The organism is Clostridium sp. Marseille-Q5894, from assembly GCF_946902305.1.
Lineage (GTDB): Bacteria > Bacillota_I > Bacilli_A > Erysipelotrichales > Coprobacillaceae > Thomasclavelia.
Genome location: NZ_CAMPPT010000002.1, coordinates 477,821 through 499,690, shown reverse-complemented (window position 1 = coordinate 499,690; position 21,870 = coordinate 477,821). Strand labels below are relative to the sequence as shown.

The following is a 21,870-nucleotide window of genomic DNA, read 5'->3' as shown; positions in this document are numbered from 1 at the left end:
GTTGTGTAATGCAAATAATCTTTCATATTGATTTAAATGCATTTTATGCAAGTGCCGAAATATCAAGAAATCCCAAACTTGAGGGGAAACCACTTGTTATTTCGGGAAAATCAAAACGAAGTATTATTACTACTGCTTCCTATGAAGCTCGCAAGTTTGGAATCCATTCTGCGATGCCGCTATTTCAGGCTTATCAAAAATGTAAAAATCTGATTGTTTTACCAGCAGATTTTGAATTGTATCATCGCTTATCTAATGATTTTTTTAATATAATAGCATCATATAGTGATATTTTAGAGGTTGCTAGTATCGATGAATGTTATGTTGATGTTACTAAAATTATTCAAAGTAGAAATTGTCATCCGATGCAGTTAGCAAAAGAAATCCAAGATAAAGTTTATAACGAGCTAAATCTTAAATGTTCGATTGGCATTTCGCCAAACAAATTTTTAGCAAAAATGGCTAGTGATATGAAAAAACCAATGGGTATTACGATTTTAACACGATCAAATATCAAAGAATTAATGTGGCCTTTAGATATTAAGGATATGTTTGGAATTGGAAAAAAAACTACACCTCGTTTAAAAGAAGTTGGAATCAATACAATCGGTGATATTGCTAATTATGATAATTATAATAAATTGCGTCAAATCGTTGGTAAAAATGCTTTACTATTATATCGTAAAGCCAACGGAATCGATATTCGCACAGTTGATGCTAAACAAAACGAATTAAAATCTGTAGGTAATTCTACTACATTACCCCATGATACTTTAGATGAGGTCGTATTGAGGGATACTTTAAAAAAATTAGCTAAACAAGTCTCTATAAGAGCAATAAAAAGAAATCTTATTTCTAATTCGATATCGATCACAATAAAATATACTCGTTTTGAAAGTGTTAATCGCCAAACAGCTATCAATTCATATGTAAATGATTATGAAACTATTCTTTCTACTGCTAAGATGCTTTTTGATGCCCATTATGATGGTCGACCAGTACGTTTATTAGGCATTAGTTTAAATAATACTATCAATAAAAAGGATTATAAAGAGCAGCTGAGTATTTTTGATACTTCTAAAAATGAAGGTGATAAGGAAGCGTTAGAAACGATTATAGAAAATATTAATAATAAGTTTGATAAACCGATCGTAACTAAGGCATCAGCTGTTTCTAATAAAGGTATTCAAAAGAAATATTTAAAATAAATGAATAATTATTTATCTTGCTCATAAGTTATATAAACGGAGGACTACTTATGGGCATTATAAATAAAATTTTTAAAAATGAAAAAGTATTAATTAATCTTTTTTCAGTTGTTTTATTAAGCTGCGGGATTATTTTTGGAACTATTTATTATTTTTATGGTAGTGAAAATCTAATTGATTTTTGCAAATATTTATTTTTTTATAAAGATAATGAAGTAACTAATAATTATAATATATATATGACAATTACTGGTATATACATATTTTTATCTTTGTTTATTTCAACGAGTTTTTTAGGAATGTTTTTTAATAGTTTTATTATTTTTACTAAAGGAATGCAATTTACGATCGCAACCATTTTTTATTTTACTTTAAATGACTTTAGTATTAGTATGTTTTTTTTAGGATATATACCACAATTGTTTATTGAATTATTATTAACTTATATAATATCAATAATTTCACTTAGGTTATCATTAAATTGTTTTACGATTACATTTATTACTAGAGAAGTGTTCAATAGCCGAAAGATAATAAATTATATTTTAGATTATGTTATTGTAATTTTGATCATTGTAACTTTGTCAATGGCTTTTAAAGTTTATGCACTTTAAGTTAGCAAATCAATGGAAAATTTAATTTTAATCATGATATAATTAGTCATATAAGAGGTGGAGATTGATGAAATTAAAAGATAGTCTAAATGAATACCGACAGTATTTGATCGTTGAAAAGGGGTTAAGTAAAAATACTATCTTAGCATATTTAAATGATTTAAATAAATTTTTTATCTATTTAAATGATATTCATCAAATATTTGAAATAGAAAATATTTCTAAAGAACATATTCGCCTTTATTTAAAAGAATTATCAAAAATAAACAGTTCTACAAGTATAACGAGAAATTTAGTTTCTTTAAGAATGTTTTTTGCTTTTTTAGTGAAAGATAAGCTCATAGATGTTAATATTATGAATGATTTTGATTTACCAAAAATCGATAAAAAATTACCTGTTGTTTTAAGTGAACAAGAAATGCAGGAAATTTTAGATAGTATCGTTATTGAAGATCATTTGAGTTCGCGTAATCGCTGCATGTTGGAACTGATGTATGCTACAGGATTAAGAGTATCTGAATTAATTAATTTGAATGTTAGTTCTGTAAATATTTATATGGGTTATATAAAAGTAATTGGAAAAGGGAATAAAGAAAGAATTGTTCCTATTGGTGCAGTTGCAAAAAAAATATTGGGTGATTATTTAAATAATTATCGGGAAGAATTTATCAAAAAAGAATCTTCATTATTATTTTTTAATAATCATGGTAATAAAATGAGTCGCGAAGAGTTTTATATTATTTTAAAACAAATTATTAGACAGACATCAGTAAACAAAAAAGTATCTCCACATACAATTCGTCATAGCTTTGCTACTCATCTTTTAGAAAATGGGGCTGATTTACGTTCGATTCAAGAACTGCTAGGACATAGTGATATAAGCACGACAACAATATACACTCATATATCAAATCAAAAAATAAAAAAAGAATATCAGCAATTTCATCCACGAATAAAAAAGGATATAGATAAATAATACATGAATCATGCTGGAAATGGAGGAAAAATGAAATATAAACGAATTTTTTTAATTATATGTGATTCTCTAGGAATAGGTAATGCAAAAGATGCTTTTGCTTTTAATGATCAAGGAGCTAACACTTTAAAACATATTTGTGATTATTGCAATGGTCTAGATTTACCAAATTTAGAAGGTTTGGGCTTAGGTAATCTAGGTGATTTTAAAGGAATCAACCCTTTAAGACTACAGCTTGGCTATACTTTACCATTAAATGAAATTTCTAACGGTAAAGATACTATGACAGGACATTGGGAAATAATGGGATTAAAGACAGAAAAGCCTTTTGTTACTTTTACAGAAACTGGCTTTCCAGACGAATTTATTCAGTTATTTGAAGAAAAAACAGGGCGTAAATGCGTCGGTAATAAAGCAGCCAGTGGTACAGCTATACTCGATGAATATGGTGAACATCAAATCAAAACAGGAGATTGGATCGTTTATACTTCAGCTGATTCGGTCTTTCAAATAGCCGCTAATGAGGAAATCATACCTCTAGAAGAGTTGTACGAAGCTTGTCAGATTGCTCGTGAATTAGCAATGAATGAACGCTGGAAAGTTGGAAGGATAATTGCAAGACCATACATAGGTAAAAAAGCAGGGGAGTTTAAGCGTACCGCTAACCGCCATGATCTAGCTTTAGCACCCTCTAGCAAAACTGTTTTAGATAATTTAAAAGAAAATAATTATGACGTGATTGGTGTTGGTAAAATAGCAGATATTTTTGATAATCAGGGAATTAGTAAAAAAGTAAAAACAGAAAGTAATTATGATGGCATGGCAAAAACGATTGAATTAGCTAAAACAGATTTTACGGGTTTATGTTTTGTCAATTTAGTTGATTTTGATGCTGTTTACGGTCATCGCCGTAATCCTGAAGGATATGGTAAAGCTATTAAAGAATTTGATATACAATTAGAAGAATTGATGAAATATTTGCATCATGATGATTTATTGATGATAAGTGCTGATCATGGAAATGATCCAACGTATCAGGGAACTGATCATACCCGTGAACAAGTGCCGTTAATAATTTATTCAAAAGAATTATTAAAACCACGTCAATTAGAAGAAATGGATTCTTTTGCAGTTATTGGTGCAACTATTGCTGATAATTTTGAAGTTCCTTTACCAGCGATCGGTATTTCAATTTTAAATAAAATAATATAATGGAGATTTTTATGGAAGAAAATAGTAAACGTTTAATAATCACTTCAATTTTAGCCTATGCAGTCGGAACATTTATCTTTGCAGCCGGACTTTTAACTAAAGCATCTATCAGTATTATTACCTTTTATATTATTGCAATGATATTGATTATTTGTGCAATGCTGGCATTGTTTAATAACTATAAAAACAATAAACAAATAAAATTATATCTTTATTTATTTATTGTTGGTTTTGTTTTTATTATTATTAATACAGCAGCATTTATTAATAATTTAGCATTATAAAAGAAGTTTTTAACTTCTTTTTATATTCTTTCATTTAAGCCTTTTTTATTCTAAGATTATCAGCAATTAAAGCAATGAACTCGGAATTAGTAGGTTTAAATAGATTTCTTCTTTTCAAGATATCATTAATTTTTTTACCATCATCTTGATTCCAGGCAGTCTTAATGGCATGACGGATAGACTTTTCAACTCTTGAAGCTGTTGTGCTGTACTGGCGAGCAATATCGGGATATAGTTTTTTTGTTATCTGAGTAAAATATTCAATATCATTATATACTAAGATAATAGCTGTTCTTAAATACATGTAACCATTAAGATTAACAGAAATACCTGTCTTTTTTAGAATTATACTAATTTCATTTTCTAATTTAATCATTTCGTATTTTTTAGAAGTTTTAGAAAGGTTAATTATTTTATCATCTACATTTATAATTGAATCAATAGTTGAAAGAAAAGAATCAATGTCTATAGGTGATTTTATACAATATGTGACCTCTAAATCATTTAATAATTTAGATATAATTGGATTATTAAAACTTGTCATACAAATTACTTTTTTATATGCTGTTTCATTTAATTGCTTTAATTTTTGTAAAACACTTATACCATCAATTTTAGAAAGCATCAAGTCAATTATTAATAGATCACAACTATTATGTGATAAATAACTAATACAATTTAAAGCATTATTACTAACTTCTAAAATATGATATTTATTTGTTGATAACAGTTTTGCAGTTAAGATAGATGCTAATCTTATATCTTCTTCTAAAATATATATTGTGTCTTTTTTCATAGTTTAACTCCTTTCATCGATCGACAAAAACAATTATATTGTTACATAAGTGTAATTAAAAGATACGCTTTATAATTTGATAATAAATTTATTAAATTATAAAGCATATTTAATGATTATAATAAATAATTCGCCATAAAGTGTTATTATATAAAGGTTTTTGGCGAATAATAACGAAAGCAATAAACTATTAAATACTAGATTTATTTTAATAAAATTTACATAATATTCATTATGCGAAGTTAAATATATTATTTATTTAAGATGGAAAATAAAAACCACGCCTAAAAGACGTGGTTTTCTCTGAGGCTATAAGCCTTTGTTACTTGCTCGCGTCTCAAGGCGCTGCTTTCACTTCGCTCAAGCTATTGCTTTTGACTCTCGCTATCCCTCAAAGGGATTATTTTCATTTTTTTACTTTTTTCTTCTTAACTTCTTGTTTTTTCTTTTCTTCCTCTATTTCCTTATCCTCGAATGGATTTTGGTATTCCTTCACACTCAATTTGTCCATCGCAATATCATGTCGTTCCTGTTCCCTTATATACTTTGCGACTGTTGCATCATTCAATCCTACTGTACTCACATAATATCCTTCTGCCCAGAAATGTCTATTCCCATATTTATATTTTAAATTCGCATGTCTATCGAAAATCATTAATGCTGATTTTCCTTTCAAATATCCCATGAACTTTGATACACTTTCCTTTGGTGGAATCATTACTAACATATGTACATGATCAGACATTAAGTGCCCTTCGATTATTTCCACTCCTTTATATCTGCATAGCGTCCTTAAAATTTCACCTATATCTTTTCTTAGTTGATTATAAATCACTTTTCGTCTATACTTGGGTGTGAAGACGATGTGATATTTACACATCCACTTTGTATGTGCCAATGAATTTGCTTTTTGAGCCATACTTCTATCACCTTTCCTTTCATATATGATAGCTTGAACAACTTTAATATATATCGGAAAGGTGAATATTTGTATAACTTTTTTATCGCTCCACCCGCATAGCAGGTGGTTTTTTATTTCGCATACTTCGTATGCTCAACTGACTTAAGTCTATATATTCATACAAGTATGAATATTAAAATAAAAGGATTGGATATTATCTATCCAATCCTTTTAACTAAGTATTAAGTATAAAAACTATAGCTTTCCTTTTTTTATCTTATCAGTTTCAAATGAATCATATAATTTAGTAACATAATCTCCATTAAAACAAGCTAGACATAAACCACATTTATGTTTTTCTTTATTATAATGAATTGATTTGTCAATTCCTTCTTCACTAATAAAAGCCAGTGAATCAGCTTCAATATACGTACATAATTCTTCAACTGATAATTTATTAGAAATCAATTCATCCATAGTTGACATATCAACACCATAAAAACATGGCCATTTAATTGCTGGTGAAGCAATTCTTACATGAACTTCTTTAGCACCAGCTTCTTTTAATAAACGGACAATGCGTTTTGAAGTAGTCCCACGAACAATTGAGTCATCGATCATGATTACTCTTTTACCACATACAATTGATGAAACAGCAGAAAGTTTCATTCTTACTCCCTGTTCTCGCATTTCTTGAGTTGGCTGGATAAAAGTTCTTCCTACATATTTATTTTTTATTAAACCCATTTCATAAGGAATACCTGAAGCTTCAGAATAACCAATAGCAGCAGATATTGAAGAATCAGGAACTCCAATTACTAAATCAGCATCTACAGGAGCTTCTTTATATAATTGTTTACCAGCTAATTTTCTTGTTGTATGTACATTGATACCATCTAAATTACTATCAGGACGTGAAAAATAAATATATTCCATCGCACATATTTTATCTGTTACATCTTCAGTATATAATTTAGATTTTAACTCGTTATTTTTCACTCTAACAATTTCACCAGGCTCTAAATCACGAACAAATTTAGCTCCAACAACTTCAAAAGCACATGTTTCCGATGAAAAAATATAAGCACCATTAGGTAATTGACCAATAGATAATGGTCTTAATCCATATTTATCACGAGCAACATAAAGAGCGTTTTCAATTAAAATCAAAAATGCAAAAGCACCATCTAAACGATTTAATGATTTACAGATACGGTCGATCATATGCCCTTCTTCACGCATAATCAAATGACCCAAGATTTCAGTATCTGATGTACTAGAGAAAATACTCCCCTTTTTTTCTAATTCAGCCTTTAAAACATTAGCATTAACAATATTACCATTATGAGCAATTCCCAAAGAACCATTTAAAGTTCTAAATAATAATGGCTGGACATTAGCAATTCCACCACCTCCAGCAGTAGAATAGCGAACATGTCCGATTGCATAATCACCTTTCATCTTATTAATTTTTTCTTGATCAAAAACTTCAGAAACCAAACCTTCACCTTTTTGGATCGATAAAGCTTCTTTATCCTTTACTACAATTCCGGCTGCTTCTTGTCCACGATGTTGTAAACTGTGTAAGCCATAGTAGCACATTGCTGCAGCATGTTCATAGCCACACACTGCAAAAACACCACATTCTTCATGCAATTGTCGATCTTGTAAAAACATTTATTGCTGACCTCCTTGAATTCCATTACATTTTATAATGCATTAAAGGTATAGTCAATATTTATAAGCACTCATTTATATAAAAATTATTATCTTGACAATTATTTTTTAAGAAATTTGTTAACATTGTACAAATAAATGTACATTCACCATTGATTTTAGCCTGTAAATCACTTTCAATAATTATTTCTTTATTAAAATTTCCAAAATAATTAAGTATTTCATTTAATTCGTTTTGATTCAAATATATGATTTCAGAAATTTTAATTGTTGTTGCATCTTCACTGTAGATAACATATCCCACTGCTTTGATATCATGATAAAATACTTTAATCTCTTCTTTAAAAGCCATGCAGCGTGGAATTAAATAATTATTGTAATATTCGATATCTCTTTTACGATATCCATTAAAATTTTCACAAAAACAATTATATAAATTCACTAGCTTATTATAGTTGTAATTTTCAATTACTCTAAGTTTAGATGGGGCCGAATATGATTGAATATCAACTTTTGTGATTTTATGAAAATAATCTTCATTAAATCCAAATTGATAATATAATTCAGGATGATATGCCTGCAGCATTATTTTAGCATTTTGATATTTAGGCAATCCTAAAACATGATTCATCAGTTTTTTCATCATCCCCTGCCTTTGATAGTTTTTATCAGTAGCTACTCCCAAAACAAAATACACTGGTTCTTCTTTATTGTCTAAAAGAATAGTATAAGGGACAATTTGTAACATGGAAGCAATATGATGATCATTTTTTAAAAGATAAGTATTTTCTTTTTGATAGCGATTTATAAAATAGAAATTTGTAGACATTTCATCCTCATCTTTAAAACTATTGCGCCATAGATCAATAATACCATATAAATCATTATCATCAGCTTGAACGATTGATTGTTCATTCAAAACGATAGTATATTTTTTTATCATTTTGATAGGATGCAGCATTTGCTTTGCTTTTCGTAGTGACTCTAAGCCCATATCTTCTTCACGATTTACAAATTCATATCCCTCGTAGTTTTTTTCTAAGAAAAATTTACCTATTGCTACATAGAGTCCGCGAATATCTTTGTTAGCTTTTTCGACATGGATTTGAATAGTATTATGTTTTAGTGGTGAAGCAATAATAAAAGCTTCTAATTTATTATCAATATAGATACATCCGGTTTTAATATTCAATTCATGACGATGAACTAATAAATATACGATTCCAATATATTCTGAAATAACACTTTCCTCAATATGCTTTGAAAAATCCCATTTTTTTAAACATTGAAGTACATTATCAATATCTTCATCTTCAATCTCTTTATAAACATAATTAGGATTCTCTTTAAGAAAAGCATTAAAATGATTACGTCTTTTTTGCATTTTTTTACCTGAAAGTGTTTCTAATGATGCTTTACTATAAATATAATCATCAAAATCATCATTATGGAGATATAAAAATTTGTCTCCATACAGATCTTGAATCAATTGCTTTGACTTTTCTACTGCTAGATCAATTTTAAAAGAAAAGTTATGATCTTTTGCATATTTCATCATATATTCAAGCGCTTCATGATAATATTCCGGCTTACAAAATGGCATAGCAAAAAACTTTTCATTCATGTAAGTATGTAACATGATCATAAAATGATCTTTGATTTCATAATAAATTTCATATTCATGATCCCACATCATCATTGTTACAAAATTTGAATTATAACCTTCATAATCAGCATCATCTAAATATGGTTTGATTTTTTGATAATCACTTAATAATAATTTTTGCATATTTCTCCCTATTTATTTCCTAACATTGCATTAATAAATTGTTTAGCTGTTCTCCCTGAAAATCCACCATAGCGAATTTCCCAAGTTAAAGCTTTTTGATGTAATTCTTCTTGAGACATTTGTAGATTATACTGTTTTGCTAAACCATCTACGATCTCTAGGTAATCTTGACGATTTGGATGAGTATATAATATTTTTATTCCAAATCTTGAACTTAATGATGTTTTTTCCTGTTTAGCATCATTTACATTAACTTCATCCTGATCTTGACGATCACTCCATGTTTGTTTGACTAAATGGCGACGATTGCTAGTAGCATAAATCAATATATTATCAGGCTTTTTCTCTAACCCACCTTCAATAACCGCTTTTAGATATTTATATTCTATTTCAAATTCTTCAAATGATAAATCATCCATGAATAGAACAAATTTATAGTTACGTGATTGTAGTTCTTGGATAATACTTGGTAAATATTTGAACTGGTGTTTATAAATTTCAATCATTCTTAGACCATCTTTATAATATTCGTTTAATAGTGCTTTAATGCTGCTGGATTTACCAGTTCCACTATCACCATAGAGTAGAACATTATTAGCTTTTTTACCAGCTAAAAAAGCTTCTGTGTTTTGAGTGAGTTTTAGTTTTTGACTTTCGTATCCTATTAATTGATCCAAACGTCCGTTACCTATATGTATTATAGGGCTAATTTGATGATTTTCATAACGAAATGCTTTATTTAATCCAAATTTTCCAACACCATAAGTTAAAAAGAATTTTTCTAAAATATTATAAAATTGTTCTACGTCTTTACAATTAGATAAATTATTTTGCAGTGATCTTGAGATTTCAAATAATTCTTGATTGATTACTGGTCTTGATGGTGTAAAGTTAGTAATAAGATCTTGTTGTAAAGGCGACAATGAACTAAAGTCAGTATTAAACATTTCAAAAATAATTTTGAAATCATTGATAACAATATTTTTTAGATTATCAGCAATAGCGGCTTTTCTTTCTAATGCTAAAGTAAATGAATTTTCATTATTAATTAATAAGTGTGTTAATAGACTGTTGAACAAATCACCATATAAATTATACTTTTCAGCTAATTTGATCAGTAATGAAACAAAATAGTTAGCATTTTCTAAATTATTATTTTTAATAATCTCATCATATATTTTAAAACATTCTTTTATATCATCATTTTTGTATAATGGGAAAAATATTATTAAATCATTCATACTTATATTATCCTTTCTAAGTAATTAAAAAGACGAAAATTCGTCTTTTAATTTTTAAAACTGTGAATCGGAGCAGGAATTCTTCCCCCACGATTAATAAATTCACTACATCCAAAATTATTTACTGGCATGATAGGCGCATAACCTAGCAATCCACCGAATTCAACAACTTCGCCAACTTCTTTTCCAATCACGGGAATAATTCTAACAGCAGTTGTTTTTTGATTGATCATTCCAATTGCCATTTCATCAGCTATTATTCCAGAAATAGTAGTTGCTTCAACACTTCCAGGAATAGCGATCATATCAAGACCTACTGAGCATACACATGTCATAGCTTCTAATTTTTCAAGTGTTAAAGCTCCTCTATTGACAGCATTGATCATTCCCTGGTCTTCACTGACTGGGATAAAAGCCCCACTTAATCCACCAACATATGAAGAAGCCATAACGCCTCCTTTTTTTACTTGATCATTTAAGATTGCAAGTGCTGCAGTTGTTCCTGGAGCCCCAACACTGTCTAAGCCCATACCCTCAAGACAATCAGCAATACTATCACCGATTGCTGGAGTTGGTGCTAATGATAAATCAATAATTCCAAATGGAATCTTTAATCTTTCAGATGCTTCTAAAGCTACTAACTGTCCGACCCGAGTAATCTTGAAAGCTGTTTTCTTAATGATTTCACATAGTTCACCAAAATCTTTACCTTTAGCATTTTCAATTGCAGTTTTAACTACACCAGGACCACTTACACCAACGTTAATAACGGCATCAGCTTCACTTACACCATGAAATGCTCCAGCCATAAATGGATTATCATCAGGTGCATTGCATAAAACAACTAGTTTAGCACAACCAATAGAATCGTCCTCTTTAGTTAGTGTTGCGGTATCTTTAATGATTTCACCCATTAATTTAACAGCATCCATATTGATTCCCGTCTTCGTAGAACCAACATTAACAGAACTACAAACATTACTAGTTACTTTCATTGCTTCTGGAATAGATCTAATTAATAATTCTTCAGCTTTAGTCATTCCTTTAGATACGATAGCACTATAACCACCAATAAAGTTTACCCCAGTTTCATGCGCACACTTATCTAATGTTTTTGCAATTTTAACAAAATCAGCAGTACTCTTGCATGCGTTAGAACCAACAAAACCAATTGGTGTTACAGATATTCTTTTATTTACGATTGGAATTCCATACTTCATCTCAATTTGTTTTCCAGTCGATACTAAATCTTTTGCTACAGTAGTAATTTTTTTATATATATTTTCACATAAAACATCAATATCATGATCCATACAATCTAATAAACTGATTCCTAAAGTAATCGTTCTTACATCAAGATTTTCTTGTTCAATCATTTTATTTGTTTCTGCTACTTCAAATAAATTAATCATCTATAACTTCTCCTTAAATACGATGCATTTTATTAAAAATATCTTCATGCTGTAATTTTATATTAACACCAATTTCAATTCCTAATTTATCTAATTCTTCACAGATAGTACCAAATTCATCAGTTATTGAACTTAATTCCACAATCATCATCATGTTGAAATACCCTTGAATAATAGTTTGTGAAATATCTAAAATATTTACTTGTTTCTCAGCTAAATAAGTACATACTTTAGCTATAATTCCAACCTGATCTTTACCTACAACTGTAATAATCCCCTTTTGCATATCATAACCTCCTAATTATTTAGGTTATTATAGCATAATCGTATACAACAAAAAAGAGCAAAATTAAATAATTTTTAGACTCTTTAATTACTAAAAAAGACTGCTAAGCAGTCTTAAATATGTAATAAACTATTTATTAAGTAATTTTTTAGCAAATTCGTAAACAGCTTTACCGTCCATCATTCCATAATCTTTCATTTCAATTACATCAAGCGGTATATCTTTTCCTGTTTCTTCAATAAGTTTTTCAACTTCGCTTTTAGCATATCTAACTTGAGGTCCAAGCAAGATACAATCAACAGTATTTATCATTTTTCCCCCTTCACTCAAAGGCAAAGCAAAAATCTCAACATCATCACCAGCATCTTTAGCAGCTTTTTCCATTTTTGTTACTAATAAGCTAGTAGACATCCCAGCTGCACATATTAACATAATTCTTGTTTTCATAATTCTCTCTCCTTTATTTCAATTCATATAAAAAGGGCATTATAAAAAACGCCCGTTTTATCTGTTTAGACAAGCTTTTCTATTAACCAATCATTTTCATTGCAGTTTCAAAAACAGCTTTACCATTCATCGTTCCATAATCTCTCATATCGATAACATCTACAGGAATAGGACCTGCTTTACGTCCGGCAGCAAGTTTTTCAATAGCAGCTTTTTGGAATCTAACTTGAGGTCCAAGTAAGATGCAGTCAACTTCTTCCAATACTCTTGGTGCATCAGAGAAAGGCAATGCAAAAATTTTACATTCAACACCAGCTTCTTTAGCAGCACCTTCCATTTTTGTTACTAATAAGCTAGTAGACATCCCAGCTGAACATACTAATAAAATAGTTTTCATATACTGTACCCTCCTTTTTTCTACCTGTTCTAATTTTACAACGAATGTTGTTAGATGTAAACACTTTCTTAAATCTTTTTTTTCCTTTTTCGATACCTTTATTTAAGCTTAAATCTAAATTTCGCCCTTAAATTCACATTTTTTTAATATATAAAAGATATAATAAAACATCATGATACATGTTTTTATACGAGGAAGTGAAGATTATGAAGCTTTTAGTTCTTAGTGATACTCATTTACAAAATGATCTTTTAAAAAATATAACTGACAAATATCCTGGTATGGATTACTATATTCATTGTGGTGATTCATCATTAAAAAACGATGATCCACTATTAAAAAAATATCTTACTGTTAATGGCAATCATGATCGACCAGGAACATTTAAAACGAATATTATTTTTAATGCCGGAAAATATCGTTGTTTAATTACCCATGGTAATAAATTTAATATTTATTACGGCAATGAGCAGTTACTAGCATTTATGAAAAAAAAGCATATCGATATTGCATTTCATGGACATACTCATGTGCCTGCTTATACTATTATTGAAAATAAGTATATTATTAATCCTGGCAGTGTAATGATGAACCGTAGCAGTTATGGTTTTGGTACATTTGCAATCGTTACTATTATCAATGATGAACTTGAAATTAAATATTATCATAGTTCTACGTTTGAAGAATGTACCGATTTAGTTTTGAATGATGGGATATTGATGTTGGAAGAATTTAAAAAGATACTAAAATAGAGTGAGATTTTCTCACTCTATTTTTCTCTTTCTTCATTACGTTTACGCTTATATTCAATAATAAACATAACTTCCTTTAAATCCTCATCTGGTAATTCTGTCAAAAGTCGTGCAATATTAGCAATATTATAGTAATCATATTTCTTACCACTCATTATTTCTTCAACACTGCGGCCATATAAATTAGAAAAAATCTTAAGCTCCCCGACTGTAATATCTCTTTTACCGTTTTCAATATCAGAGATAGCAGAATGTGGTACTTTCAAATATTTGGCTACTTCTTTTTGGGTAAGATGTTTAAAATTACGATAGGATTTTAATCTGGCTGCTAAATCTTTATCTATCATCGCCACACCTCCAGTAAATAAATTTTAGCATTTTCCTTAGTTATCTTCAATAAAATTTTATGTTTTTATAAGTTATTTCTTATTAGAATAACATTTTTTTCTAAAAAATGATAATTAATCATAAAAATATCCATTTGTATGATTAATAAAACTAGGAATTTGTTGAATTTTACCAGATAAAATTTGTTTGAATTGATCATAAATAAATCTTGCTGTTTGACCATCTTCATCGCTAAATGATAACAAAATAAAATCTACATTTAGATTATCAAGTTTATTTATATATAAACTATGACTATTAAAAATCAGATTATTACAGTTATTATCTGTTAAGATCCTAAACTTTTCATTTTTACGATCAACTAAATGATAGTTTCCTTTTTTACACATGTTACAGTCAATCATTTTTTTCTTAAAATAATGATTACTAATTAAACAGTGCTTTAAATGCATATTAATTGTTTTGCCATATACTGTTACAATTATGTTTTGTGTGATATTCGATAAATTATTGATTTGTTTTTTACTCATTTCTAAAGATAAGATGGCATCATAGGCTTTTAAATAGTTTAAGGCATAACTATTATAAAGATTAAAAGTTGTATCTAAAATGCACTTTTTATCATTAAATATTTCTAAAGCACCATAGTTTCCAACTAGTATGGCATCGATTTCTAAATACAATTTACTATTTTTGAAGTTGAATAATTGTTTTTCATCATTTAAAAAACCTGTAAAAGGAATAATTTTTTTATGATGTTTTTTGGCAATTTCAATAGCGTCTTTTAATTGTGGTGATAATGGAAAATAATAAGCCTCAATATCTACATCAAGCAAAGCTTTTAACTGTTCTACAGAATAAACACGAACACAAATTCCTTTAATCGTTTTATTTAAATGAGCATTTTTCTTTTCTTCTATTAATGGAGCTATTGAATTAAAAGCTGTTAGAGATGTAACTAATTTATCGATTGCCTGACGACGCATTTCATTGATTTCTTTAAGACTGAAAAAAGCATTTTCAGGAATTTCAACAATTATATCAGCAGCTTTAAAAACAGTATTTCCTAATTTACTAAGCTGCTTTTCAATATGTTTAGTATTTAGTGGTGCTTTGCTGGCAGCTTCCATTATTAGCTTTGATACAACCGTAATTGTTTTATCTTGATATGTAATAGTAAGTGTGGGATGATCATTTATTTGCCCTTTAAAATACATTGTGATAGAATTTTTAATTTGTTCTTTTTGATAGCTGTCATGTGCTTTTTCAATTAATTCGATATCAATTATTTTATATACAGATTCACCTTTTTTAACTGGTGTATTTAATTCGATTTCAATAATATCTTTGGCTACAGCCTGATTTACTAATCGATGATTCAAAAATAGTTTAGTTATGGTTCTAGTATAATCAACACTTTTAAAACTGATCCTATCCCCTTGTTTGATCTTATCGATCAATTTAATCTTTACAACTTTTCGCTTTTTATCATAATCAAGAACAGAACCTAACTTGATGCCACGATTACCAGGATAATCATCAGCCATTAGATCTTTATCCTGTAATAAATAACCACCCGTAAAGCCGCGATTAAACATTTGTTTCATCTCTTTAATTTGTTTAGAATAGTTTTTTGAATTCTGTTTTTGAAAATAAGCATCAATAGCTTCACGATATTGTTTAACGATTATAGCAACATATTCTGGCCTTTTCATGCGCCCCTCTATTTTAAAAGAGGTAATTCCCGCTTCGATTAAAGCACCAACATTTTCAATTGTGCAAAGATCTTTAGGTGACAATAAATATGATGGTACCTGATCGAGATTTTTACCATCTTTTTGCAGTTTGTATGCTAAACGGCATGGCTGCCCACAGGCTCCTTTATTTCCGCTTCTTTTAGCAATCATACTAGACATCAAACACTGCCCGGAATATGACATGCATAATGCGCCATGGACAAAGACTTCAATATCCAATTTAGAGTTATTACAAATATTTTTTATTTCTTCAAGACTATTTTCCCGAGCTAAAACAATTCTATCAACACCAAGGCGTTCAAAATACTTTACCGCACTTAAACTATATATACTAGTTTGAGTAGACATGTGGATTTCAAAATTAGGAAAATATTTTTTTACATATGCCATTAAACCAAGATCTTGAATAATCAAAGCATCAACATTTATCGATGCTAAAAACAAAAGATAATCTTTTAAATTTTCAAACTGATTATCTTCATATAATGTATTTACTGTAACATAGATCTTGACATTTCTTAGATGACTATAAATTACTGCCTGTTTTAATTCATCTCGATTAAAATTAGTAGCAAATGCTCGCGCACTAAAATCATTGCCACCTAAATAAATGGCATTGGCACCATTTTGAACAGCCGCCTGCAAAGCTTCATAGCTTCCTGCTGGTGCTAATAGTTCTATTTGTTTTTTCATGATTGATCCTTAATTAGTGATACACACATTAAAGCTGAGGCATTAGCAGCTTTATTTAAATATTCATCAAATTGGATAGTTGAATCACCTTTATCAAAAATATCACTTAAAGAACGGGTAATAATAAATTTAGTATTAAATTTATAACATGTTTGTCCCACTGCTGCTGCTTCCATTTCACAGCACTTAGCATCTTTAAAATTTTCTTTGATATAATCAACTGTATTTTTATCAGCAACAAACTTATCACCAGAAACAATTAAACCAGCTGTATAGTTTAGTTTTAAATTTTCAAGGACATTTTTTGCTCGATCAACTAATTCTTGATCAGCTTTGATTTTTGGCGGTAATCCAGGAACTTCACCTAATACGCGATCAGGAAAAGCAGTAATATCAAAATCATATTGGCAAACTGCATCTGAAATAACCACATCTCCTACTTCCTGATCTAAACAAAGACCACCAGCAGAACCAACGTTTATGACAAAATCAATTTGATAATTTGTTAAAAGCAGGGTCGTACAAATAGCTGCATTTACTTTTCCGATTCCCCCTTGCAATAAGACAACTTCTTTGTTTTCAATCGTCCCTTGATAAAAAGTACAGTCTAAGATAGTTTTCGTATCTACAACATTCATATATTTTTTTATTGCATCTACTTCTTCTTTCATCGCTCCAATTATACCGATCATTTATTTACCATCCCTTCTTTTACGACAGACAAAAATAATTCTTTGTGATTTATCATGATATTTTTCAAATTCACCATAATGCTCTATTTCCTTAAAACCGGCCTGCTGCAACATTTCATAGTATGTTTCAATACTATAAGTTTGTTGCTGATGTAACTCTTTGATATGTTCGTTATTTTCTTTATCGATTATCTCAATTAAATGTTCGATTTTTCCAAATGCTGTCTTTTTAGCTTCCCATTTAAAATAAAAATCATCAGCATCTTCTTCTTCAAAATAACCATCAAGAATTTCGTCCATTTTATAAAGACTATCAACATCAAAAATAAATGTTCCATTATACTTCAAAGCCTCATATATATTTTTAAATGTTTGTTTAACTTTTTTGCGACTTAAAACATAGTTTATTGAATCACATAAACAAAGAACCAAATCAACAGCGATATCTGTTTTAAAATCACTCATGTCAACACGACCAAGCATTAAATTGACATTAGCTTCCATAGCCTTTAATCTTGCCACTTCCAGCATATCTTTTGATAAATCAGTAGCATAAACATTCTTATTATCATTAGCAAGACGAATAGCGATTTCTCCAGTTCCACAGCCAAGTTCTAAAACTGTTTTAAAATCAGCTTTTTCATTAATAAATTTATAATAATCATGATAAAATTGTTCATCCATCAAACTATCATAATAATAAGCAAAATTTTCATATGACATTATTTTAAATACCCAGAAATATCAATTCTTGGCATATCCGACCATAATTTTTCAAGATTATAGCTGTCTCTTTCATCTTGATCAAAAATATGAACGATAATATCTCCATAATCCATTAATAACCATTTACTGTTACGGCGCCCTTCTATTTTTTTCACCTCAAAGCCACTATTTAACATATTTTCTTCAACACTGTCTCTAAGTGCATTCATCAAACGCTCATTTGCGGCTGAACAGATAACAAATGTATCATAAATTGGACTAGCCATTTCCATATCGATTGCAACAATATCCTCTGCTAATTTATCATCTAAAGCTTTTATAATAATTTCTAATTTATTCATTAATATCTCCTTTTACATATTTGTTATAAATTTCAAAAAAACATTCATCGATTTTTCGCCCTTTTTTATTTGAAAAATCATAAAAATCTTTTAAGCAGGCTCTAAATCCGGCCACAACATCCTTTTTACATAAAGCAATTTCTTGACTAGAGTCATAGTCACGACTAGGATCATATTTATCGGCTTCATATATACACATATCTAATTTAGACATATTGATAGAAGCTGTAGTATGATGTCTAATCGCTTGTAGAATCTCCAAGTCATCTACTAAATACTCATCTTTAGCCACAAAATATGATAACCATTGATGCCAAATCGGTTCTGGTTTATCAAGATATTCAGGAAAATATTTTTTCATTAAAGCTAGTGCCTGATCATGAGGCATTTCTTTAGCAATATCATGCAGCATTCCAGCAACATATGCCTTCATTCCATCTAAACCATTACTTTCAGCAATTTCCTTAGCTAGTTTTGCCATACTAACTGTGTGAATATATCTTTTTTTTGACATCTTAGTTTTAACGATCGTTTCTAAATAAATGCCATTAGCTACGATATATTTTAAAACTTCAGGAGTCAAGGCATGTAATTTACCATTTCGAATATCACTGCTGGCATCATCACTAGCAATAAGATCTAATTTAGTAAAATTATATTTTTTTAAATTATCATTTATTTGATAACCAAGGCGTTCAAATACTACTAACGATACTAGCTCGCTTATTTTTTTAGCGTCTTTCCATTTATGAAAAAGACTAGCCTGATCCATCCCCATAATAAAATATAAATGGTCATCGGGATAAATAGATTTTAAATAATTGATCGTATCGATCGTATAATTTTTATTGCTGCCATCTTGATCTATTTCATAACGACAAATTTCTACACTACGATATCGTCCTAAAGCAAGATCCAACATTTCTAAACGCTGTTCTTTATTAGCTCCTGTAGTATCTTTCCAAGGATTATTTGCAGTTGGAACAACTAATATTTTATCAAGTTTTAATTGTTTTAAAGCTTCTTCAATCACTCTTATGTGTGATTGATGAATGGGATCAAAGCTGCCGCCAAAAATACCGATCTTCATCATGGTAATTTATAGATTCCTTTTTCACTAGGACGATATAAAAGAATCGTTCTGCCTAAAATTTGGACGACATCAGCTTTTGTTTTCATGCTTATTTCAATTGCAACTTCATTTTTAGTTTCACTGCAAGATTCTAAGATCTTGATTTTAATTAATTCATGTGCTTCTAAAGCAGCATCGATTCCTTCGATCTGAGTTTGGTGAACACCTTCTTTTCCAATTTGGAAAATTGCATTTAAATTGTGTCCTATTCCTCTTAAATATCTTTTTTGTTTTCCTGTTAACATATTTTAAATCCTTTCTTAAATTAAAGCTTCGCGAATAAATACCCCAATACCTTTAGGAACATGAATCTTTACCTTCGCATTTGGGCAATTAACGCTAATAAATCCTAATCCGGAAATAACAAGATCCACTTTATGTTGTGGTAGTTTAAAATCATAAACTTTCATTTCTTTAATATCTTTAACTGTTTCAATTTCTGGTTTTAAAGTTAGGTGGCGATTGTATAAACTATCACTTTTTTCTAACTTAGTACGATGAATTTTAAGTAATTTAGGAAAATAACAAGTAAATGAACTATGTTTCCCACTTATAAAATCCATTCGGGCAAGACCGCCAAAATACAAACTTTGTTGATCGTTTAATTGAAAATTAATAGGTCTTAGTTCACTTTTAGGAATAATTACTTTAAGATCTTCATCTTTTACTAAATGAGCCATTTGATGCGAATTGATAATTCCTGGAGAGTCATATAAATAACTTTGATCATCTAAAGGGATTTCGATCAAATCAAGTGTCGTACCAGGAAATTCACTCGTTGTAATCAAATTATCATCACCGCTGCCATAATGTTTTAATAACGCGTTTATTAACGAAGATTTTCCTACATTAGTCACTCCAACGATATAAACATCTCGACCATGGCGATATTCATCGATCTTATCGATCAGTAGATCTAAGTTATAATTTTTTACCCCACTAGATAGAATCACATCGACTGGTTTGATGCCGATTTCTTTTAATTGACGACGTAACCAGTGTTCTATTTTAATATCTTTTAATGATTTAGGTAAAATATCACGTTTATTGCCAACTACGAGAATATCATTATTATTTAAATGCCGCGGCAACCCATTTATTAAACTTCCATTATAATCAAATAAATCAATCAAATAAACAACCAAACAATTTTGATCACCTATTTTTTGAAGAATATTTAAAAAATCATCACTTGTAAGATTTGTTTTTTGTAACTCATGATAGTTTTTTAAACGAAAACAACGTTTACATAAAACCTTTTCATTATTTAAAGCATTTTTAGGGATAAATCCAATCTTTTTTTCATCTTCACTTTGAATTATGGCTCCACAGCCAAAACATCTTATTTTTTCGCTCATACATTCTCCTTTTCAAAACTATCCCCATTGTACCTTATTTTGCACTACTTTTAAAGTAAATAAAATGAACAATTCATAAATATTTTGTCCTAAAATAAAAGATTTACAATATATATGTATCAGGGGTGAAATTCATGTTTTCAACAATACTATCATTATTAACAAACGGCTTCTTTTTATCATACATTAAATCTAAATCTTTTGAAATTCCTTTAAGTGCAAAGGAAGAAGAAAAATATTTAGAACGTTTTTTTAATGGTGATCAAGAAGCTAGAAATATTTTAATTGAAAGAAATCTTCGACTTGTTGCTCATATCGCTAAAAAATATGAAAATAATAAAGATTTACAAGAAGATCTAATTTCAATTGGAACAATTGGTTTAATCAAAGCAGTTGACAGCTACAAACAAAATCATAAAACTAAATTAGCTACTTATGCATCAAGATGTATCGAAAATGAAATTTTAATGCATCTTAGAACCAACAAAAAAACCAGCTTAGATGTTTCATTAAATGAAACTATTGGTATCGATAAAGATGGCAGTGAAATTGTTTTAGGTGATATTATTGCCGCTAAGCAGGAAGAATTTATTGATATCGTTGATAAAAAAGATACTTTAAATAAATTTGCTAATTATTTTAAAATCCTAGAACCACGAGAAAAAGAAACGTTGATCATGCGTTATGGTTTAAATAATACTAAAAAACATACCCAAAAAGAAATTGCTAAAAAGTTAAATATATCACGTTCTTATGTCTCACGGCTGGAAAAAAGAGCATTAATAAAATTGTTAAAAGAACACATGAAGGAAAAACCGTAAAATAATTTTA

At 29.1% G+C, this 21,870-nt stretch carries 24 protein-coding genes; 7 read left to right on the top strand and 17 right to left on the bottom strand.

Going from position 1 to position 21,870, the window contains the following annotated elements:
- The first annotated feature begins 8 nt into the window (after positions 1–8).
- The 5 genes from OC535_RS05080 (at position 9) to OC535_RS05060 (ending at position 4,294) form a co-directional block, all read left to right on the top strand.
- Complete coding sequence (locus OC535_RS05080; protein ID WP_024720550.1) at positions 9–1,208, top strand: DNA polymerase IV; 1,200 nt, start codon at positions 9–11, stop codon at positions 1,206–1,208.
- Positions 1,209–1,258: 50 nt separating this feature from the next.
- Positions 1,259–1,822 (top strand): hypothetical protein, encoded by a 564-nt coding sequence (locus tag OC535_RS05075; RefSeq protein ID WP_498823321.1) that lies wholly within the window; start codon positions 1,259–1,261, stop codon positions 1,820–1,822.
- Between the two features lie 67 nt (positions 1,823–1,889).
- Positions 1,890–2,798: a site-specific tyrosine recombinase XerD gene (gene xerD, locus OC535_RS05070; RefSeq protein WP_498823320.1), complete on the top strand. Its 909-nt coding sequence runs from the start codon at positions 1,890–1,892 to the stop codon at positions 2,796–2,798.
- A 30-nt stretch (positions 2,799–2,828) separates the two neighbouring features.
- Positions 2,829–4,010, top strand: coding sequence for a phosphopentomutase (locus tag OC535_RS05065; protein ID WP_498823319.1), 1,182 nt, complete (start codon positions 2,829–2,831; stop codon positions 4,008–4,010).
- Between the two features lie 11 nt (positions 4,011–4,021).
- A complete protein-coding gene (locus tag OC535_RS05060) occupies positions 4,022–4,294 on the top strand; it encodes a hypothetical protein (protein ID WP_024720546.1) in 273 nt (90 codons plus the stop codon).
- Between the two features lie 34 nt (positions 4,295–4,328).
- Here OC535_RS05060 and OC535_RS05055 read toward each other — a convergent pair whose 3' ends face one another.
- The 9 genes from OC535_RS05055 to OC535_RS05015 all read right to left on the bottom strand — a co-directional run bounded on the left by OC535_RS05055 (position 4,329) and on the right by OC535_RS05015 (position 13,240).
- Entirely contained in the window at positions 4,329–5,090 is a 762-nt protein-coding gene (locus tag OC535_RS05055; RefSeq protein WP_024720545.1) for a sporulation initiation factor Spo0A C-terminal domain-containing protein, read from the bottom strand.
- Between the two features lie 406 nt (positions 5,091–5,496).
- Positions 5,497–6,009 carry an IS200/IS605 family transposase gene (gene tnpA / locus OC535_RS05050; protein WP_024722880.1) on the bottom strand — a complete coding sequence of 171 codons (513 nt, stop codon included), beginning with the start codon at positions 6,007–6,009 and terminating at the stop codon, positions 5,497–5,499.
- A gap of 237 nt (positions 6,010–6,246) precedes the next feature.
- On the bottom strand, positions 6,247–7,668 hold the full coding sequence (gene purF / locus OC535_RS05045; protein WP_498823318.1) for an amidophosphoribosyltransferase: 1,422 nt from the start codon (positions 7,666–7,668) through the stop codon (positions 6,247–6,249).
- 61 nt (positions 7,669–7,729) lie between these two features.
- On the bottom strand, positions 7,730–9,457 hold the full coding sequence (locus OC535_RS05040) for a GNAT family N-acetyltransferase (protein WP_498823317.1): 1,728 nt from the start codon (positions 9,455–9,457) through the stop codon (positions 7,730–7,732).
- An 8-nt stretch (positions 9,458–9,465) separates the two neighbouring features.
- On the bottom strand, positions 9,466–10,698 hold the full coding sequence (locus OC535_RS05035) for an ATP-binding protein (protein WP_024720544.1): 1,233 nt from the start codon (positions 10,696–10,698) through the stop codon (positions 9,466–9,468).
- 47 nt (positions 10,699–10,745) lie between these two features.
- Complete coding sequence (locus tag OC535_RS05030) at positions 10,746–12,110, bottom strand: PFL family protein (RefSeq protein WP_024720543.1); 1,365 nt, start codon at positions 12,108–12,110, stop codon at positions 10,746–10,748.
- A gap of 13 nt (positions 12,111–12,123) precedes the next feature.
- Positions 12,124–12,396, bottom strand: a complete 273-nt coding sequence (locus tag OC535_RS05025; RefSeq protein ID WP_024720542.1) for an ACT domain-containing protein — start codon at positions 12,394–12,396, stop codon at positions 12,124–12,126.
- Between the two features lie 129 nt (positions 12,397–12,525).
- Positions 12,526–12,843, bottom strand: a complete 318-nt coding sequence (locus OC535_RS05020) for a PTS sugar transporter subunit IIB (RefSeq protein WP_024720541.1) — start codon at positions 12,841–12,843, stop codon at positions 12,526–12,528.
- Between the two features lie 82 nt (positions 12,844–12,925).
- A complete protein-coding gene (locus OC535_RS05015) occupies positions 12,926–13,240 on the bottom strand; it encodes a PTS sugar transporter subunit IIB (RefSeq protein WP_024720540.1) in 315 nt (104 codons plus the stop codon).
- Between the two features lie 206 nt (positions 13,241–13,446).
- Here OC535_RS05015 and OC535_RS05010 point away from each other — a divergent pair, with 206 nt between their 5' ends.
- On the top strand, positions 13,447–13,992 hold the full coding sequence (locus OC535_RS05010; protein WP_498823316.1) for a metallophosphoesterase family protein: 546 nt from the start codon (positions 13,447–13,449) through the stop codon (positions 13,990–13,992).
- Between the two features lie 17 nt (positions 13,993–14,009).
- On the opposite strand, the gene OC535_RS05005 is transcribed toward OC535_RS05010, so the two are convergent.
- From OC535_RS05005 to yqeH, 8 genes are all read right to left on the bottom strand, one after another.
- Positions 14,010–14,339, bottom strand: coding sequence for a helix-turn-helix domain-containing protein (locus tag OC535_RS05005; RefSeq protein WP_004609773.1), 330 nt, complete (start codon positions 14,337–14,339; stop codon positions 14,010–14,012).
- 114 nt (positions 14,340–14,453) lie between these two features.
- Positions 14,454–16,790: a U32 family peptidase gene (locus OC535_RS05000; RefSeq protein WP_498823315.1), complete on the bottom strand. Its 2,337-nt coding sequence runs from the start codon at positions 16,788–16,790 to the stop codon at positions 14,454–14,456.
- On the bottom strand, positions 16,787–17,482 hold the full coding sequence (locus OC535_RS04995; RefSeq protein ID WP_227052371.1) for a 5'-methylthioadenosine/adenosylhomocysteine nucleosidase: 696 nt from the start codon (positions 17,480–17,482) through the stop codon (positions 16,787–16,789). The genes OC535_RS05000 and OC535_RS04995 overlap by 4 nt, the downstream gene beginning before the upstream one ends.
- Positions 17,483–18,205, bottom strand: coding sequence for a class I SAM-dependent methyltransferase (locus tag OC535_RS04990; protein ID WP_227052370.1), 723 nt, complete (start codon positions 18,203–18,205; stop codon positions 17,483–17,485).
- Positions 18,205–18,549, bottom strand: a complete 345-nt coding sequence (rsfS, locus tag OC535_RS04985; RefSeq protein WP_024720535.1) for a ribosome silencing factor — start codon at positions 18,547–18,549, stop codon at positions 18,205–18,207. The genes OC535_RS04990 and rsfS overlap by 1 nt, the downstream gene beginning before the upstream one ends.
- A complete protein-coding gene (locus tag OC535_RS04980) occupies positions 18,542–19,642 on the bottom strand; it encodes a nicotinate-nucleotide adenylyltransferase (RefSeq protein ID WP_498823314.1) in 1,101 nt (366 codons plus the stop codon). The genes rsfS and OC535_RS04980 overlap by 8 nt, the downstream gene beginning before the upstream one ends.
- Complete coding sequence (yhbY, locus tag OC535_RS04975) at positions 19,639–19,926, bottom strand: ribosome assembly RNA-binding protein YhbY (RefSeq protein ID WP_024720533.1); 288 nt, start codon at positions 19,924–19,926, stop codon at positions 19,639–19,641. Before yhbY ends, OC535_RS04980 begins: the two co-directional genes overlap by 4 nt.
- A gap of 15 nt (positions 19,927–19,941) precedes the next feature.
- Positions 19,942–21,039 (bottom strand): ribosome biogenesis GTPase YqeH, encoded by a 1,098-nt coding sequence (yqeH, locus tag OC535_RS04970; protein WP_498823313.1) that lies wholly within the window; start codon positions 21,037–21,039, stop codon positions 19,942–19,944.
- A gap of 134 nt (positions 21,040–21,173) precedes the next feature.
- On the opposite strand from yqeH, the gene sigK reads away from it, so the two are divergent.
- Positions 21,174–21,860, top strand: a complete 687-nt coding sequence (gene sigK, locus OC535_RS04965) for an RNA polymerase sporulation sigma factor SigK (protein ID WP_024720532.1) — start codon at positions 21,174–21,176, stop codon at positions 21,858–21,860.
- Positions 21,861–21,870: the final 10 nt, after the last annotated feature.

Coding starts and splice junctions, on each gene's coding strand:
- OC535_RS05080 (WP_024720550.1), top strand. CDS start 9: ATGCAAATAATCTTTCATATTGATTTAAATGCATTTTATGCAAGTGCC.
- OC535_RS05075 (WP_498823321.1), top strand. CDS start 1,259: ATGGGCATTATAAATAAAATTTTTAAAAATGAAAAAGTATTAATTAAT.
- xerD (WP_498823320.1), top strand. CDS start 1,890: ATGAAATTAAAAGATAGTCTAAATGAATACCGACAGTATTTGATCGTT.
- OC535_RS05065 (WP_498823319.1), top strand. CDS start 2,829: ATGAAATATAAACGAATTTTTTTAATTATATGTGATTCTCTAGGAATA.
- OC535_RS05060 (WP_024720546.1), top strand. CDS start 4,022: ATGGAAGAAAATAGTAAACGTTTAATAATCACTTCAATTTTAGCCTAT.
- OC535_RS05055 (WP_024720545.1), bottom strand. CDS start 5,090: ATGAAAAAAGACACAATATATATTTTAGAAGAAGATATAAGATTAGCA.
- tnpA (WP_024722880.1), bottom strand. CDS start 6,009: ATGGCTCAAAAAGCAAATTCATTGGCACATACAAAGTGGATGTGTAAA.
- purF (WP_498823318.1), bottom strand. CDS start 7,668: ATGTTTTTACAAGATCGACAATTGCATGAAGAATGTGGTGTTTTTGCA.
- OC535_RS05040 (WP_498823317.1), bottom strand. CDS start 9,457: ATGCAAAAATTATTATTAAGTGATTATCAAAAAATCAAACCATATTTA.
- OC535_RS05035 (WP_024720544.1), bottom strand. CDS start 10,698: ATGAATGATTTAATAATATTTTTCCCATTATACAAAAATGATGATATA.
- OC535_RS05030 (WP_024720543.1), bottom strand. CDS start 12,110: ATGATTAATTTATTTGAAGTAGCAGAAACAAATAAAATGATTGAACAA.
- OC535_RS05025 (WP_024720542.1), bottom strand. CDS start 12,396: ATGCAAAAGGGGATTATTACAGTTGTAGGTAAAGATCAGGTTGGAATT.
- OC535_RS05020 (WP_024720541.1), bottom strand. CDS start 12,843: ATGAAAACAAGAATTATGTTAATATGTGCAGCTGGGATGTCTACTAGC.
- OC535_RS05015 (WP_024720540.1), bottom strand. CDS start 13,240: ATGAAAACTATTTTATTAGTATGTTCAGCTGGGATGTCTACTAGCTTA.
- OC535_RS05010 (WP_498823316.1), top strand. CDS start 13,447: ATGAAGCTTTTAGTTCTTAGTGATACTCATTTACAAAATGATCTTTTA.
- OC535_RS05005 (WP_004609773.1), bottom strand. CDS start 14,339: ATGATAGATAAAGATTTAGCAGCCAGATTAAAATCCTATCGTAATTTT.
- OC535_RS05000 (WP_498823315.1), bottom strand. CDS start 16,790: ATGAAAAAACAAATAGAACTATTAGCACCAGCAGGAAGCTATGAAGCT.
- OC535_RS04995 (WP_227052371.1), bottom strand. CDS start 17,482: ATGATCGGTATAATTGGAGCGATGAAAGAAGAAGTAGATGCAATAAAA.
- OC535_RS04990 (WP_227052370.1), bottom strand. CDS start 18,205: ATGTCATATGAAAATTTTGCTTATTATTATGATAGTTTGATGGATGAA.
- rsfS (WP_024720535.1), bottom strand. CDS start 18,549: ATGAATAAATTAGAAATTATTATAAAAGCTTTAGATGATAAATTAGCA.
- OC535_RS04980 (WP_498823314.1), bottom strand. CDS start 19,642: ATGATGAAGATCGGTATTTTTGGCGGCAGCTTTGATCCCATTCATCAA.
- yhbY (WP_024720533.1), bottom strand. CDS start 19,926: ATGTTAACAGGAAAACAAAAAAGATATTTAAGAGGAATAGGACACAAT.
- yqeH (WP_498823313.1), bottom strand. CDS start 21,039: ATGAGCGAAAAAATAAGATGTTTTGGCTGTGGAGCCATAATTCAAAGT.
- sigK (WP_024720532.1), top strand. CDS start 21,174: ATGTTTTCAACAATACTATCATTATTAACAAACGGCTTCTTTTTATCA.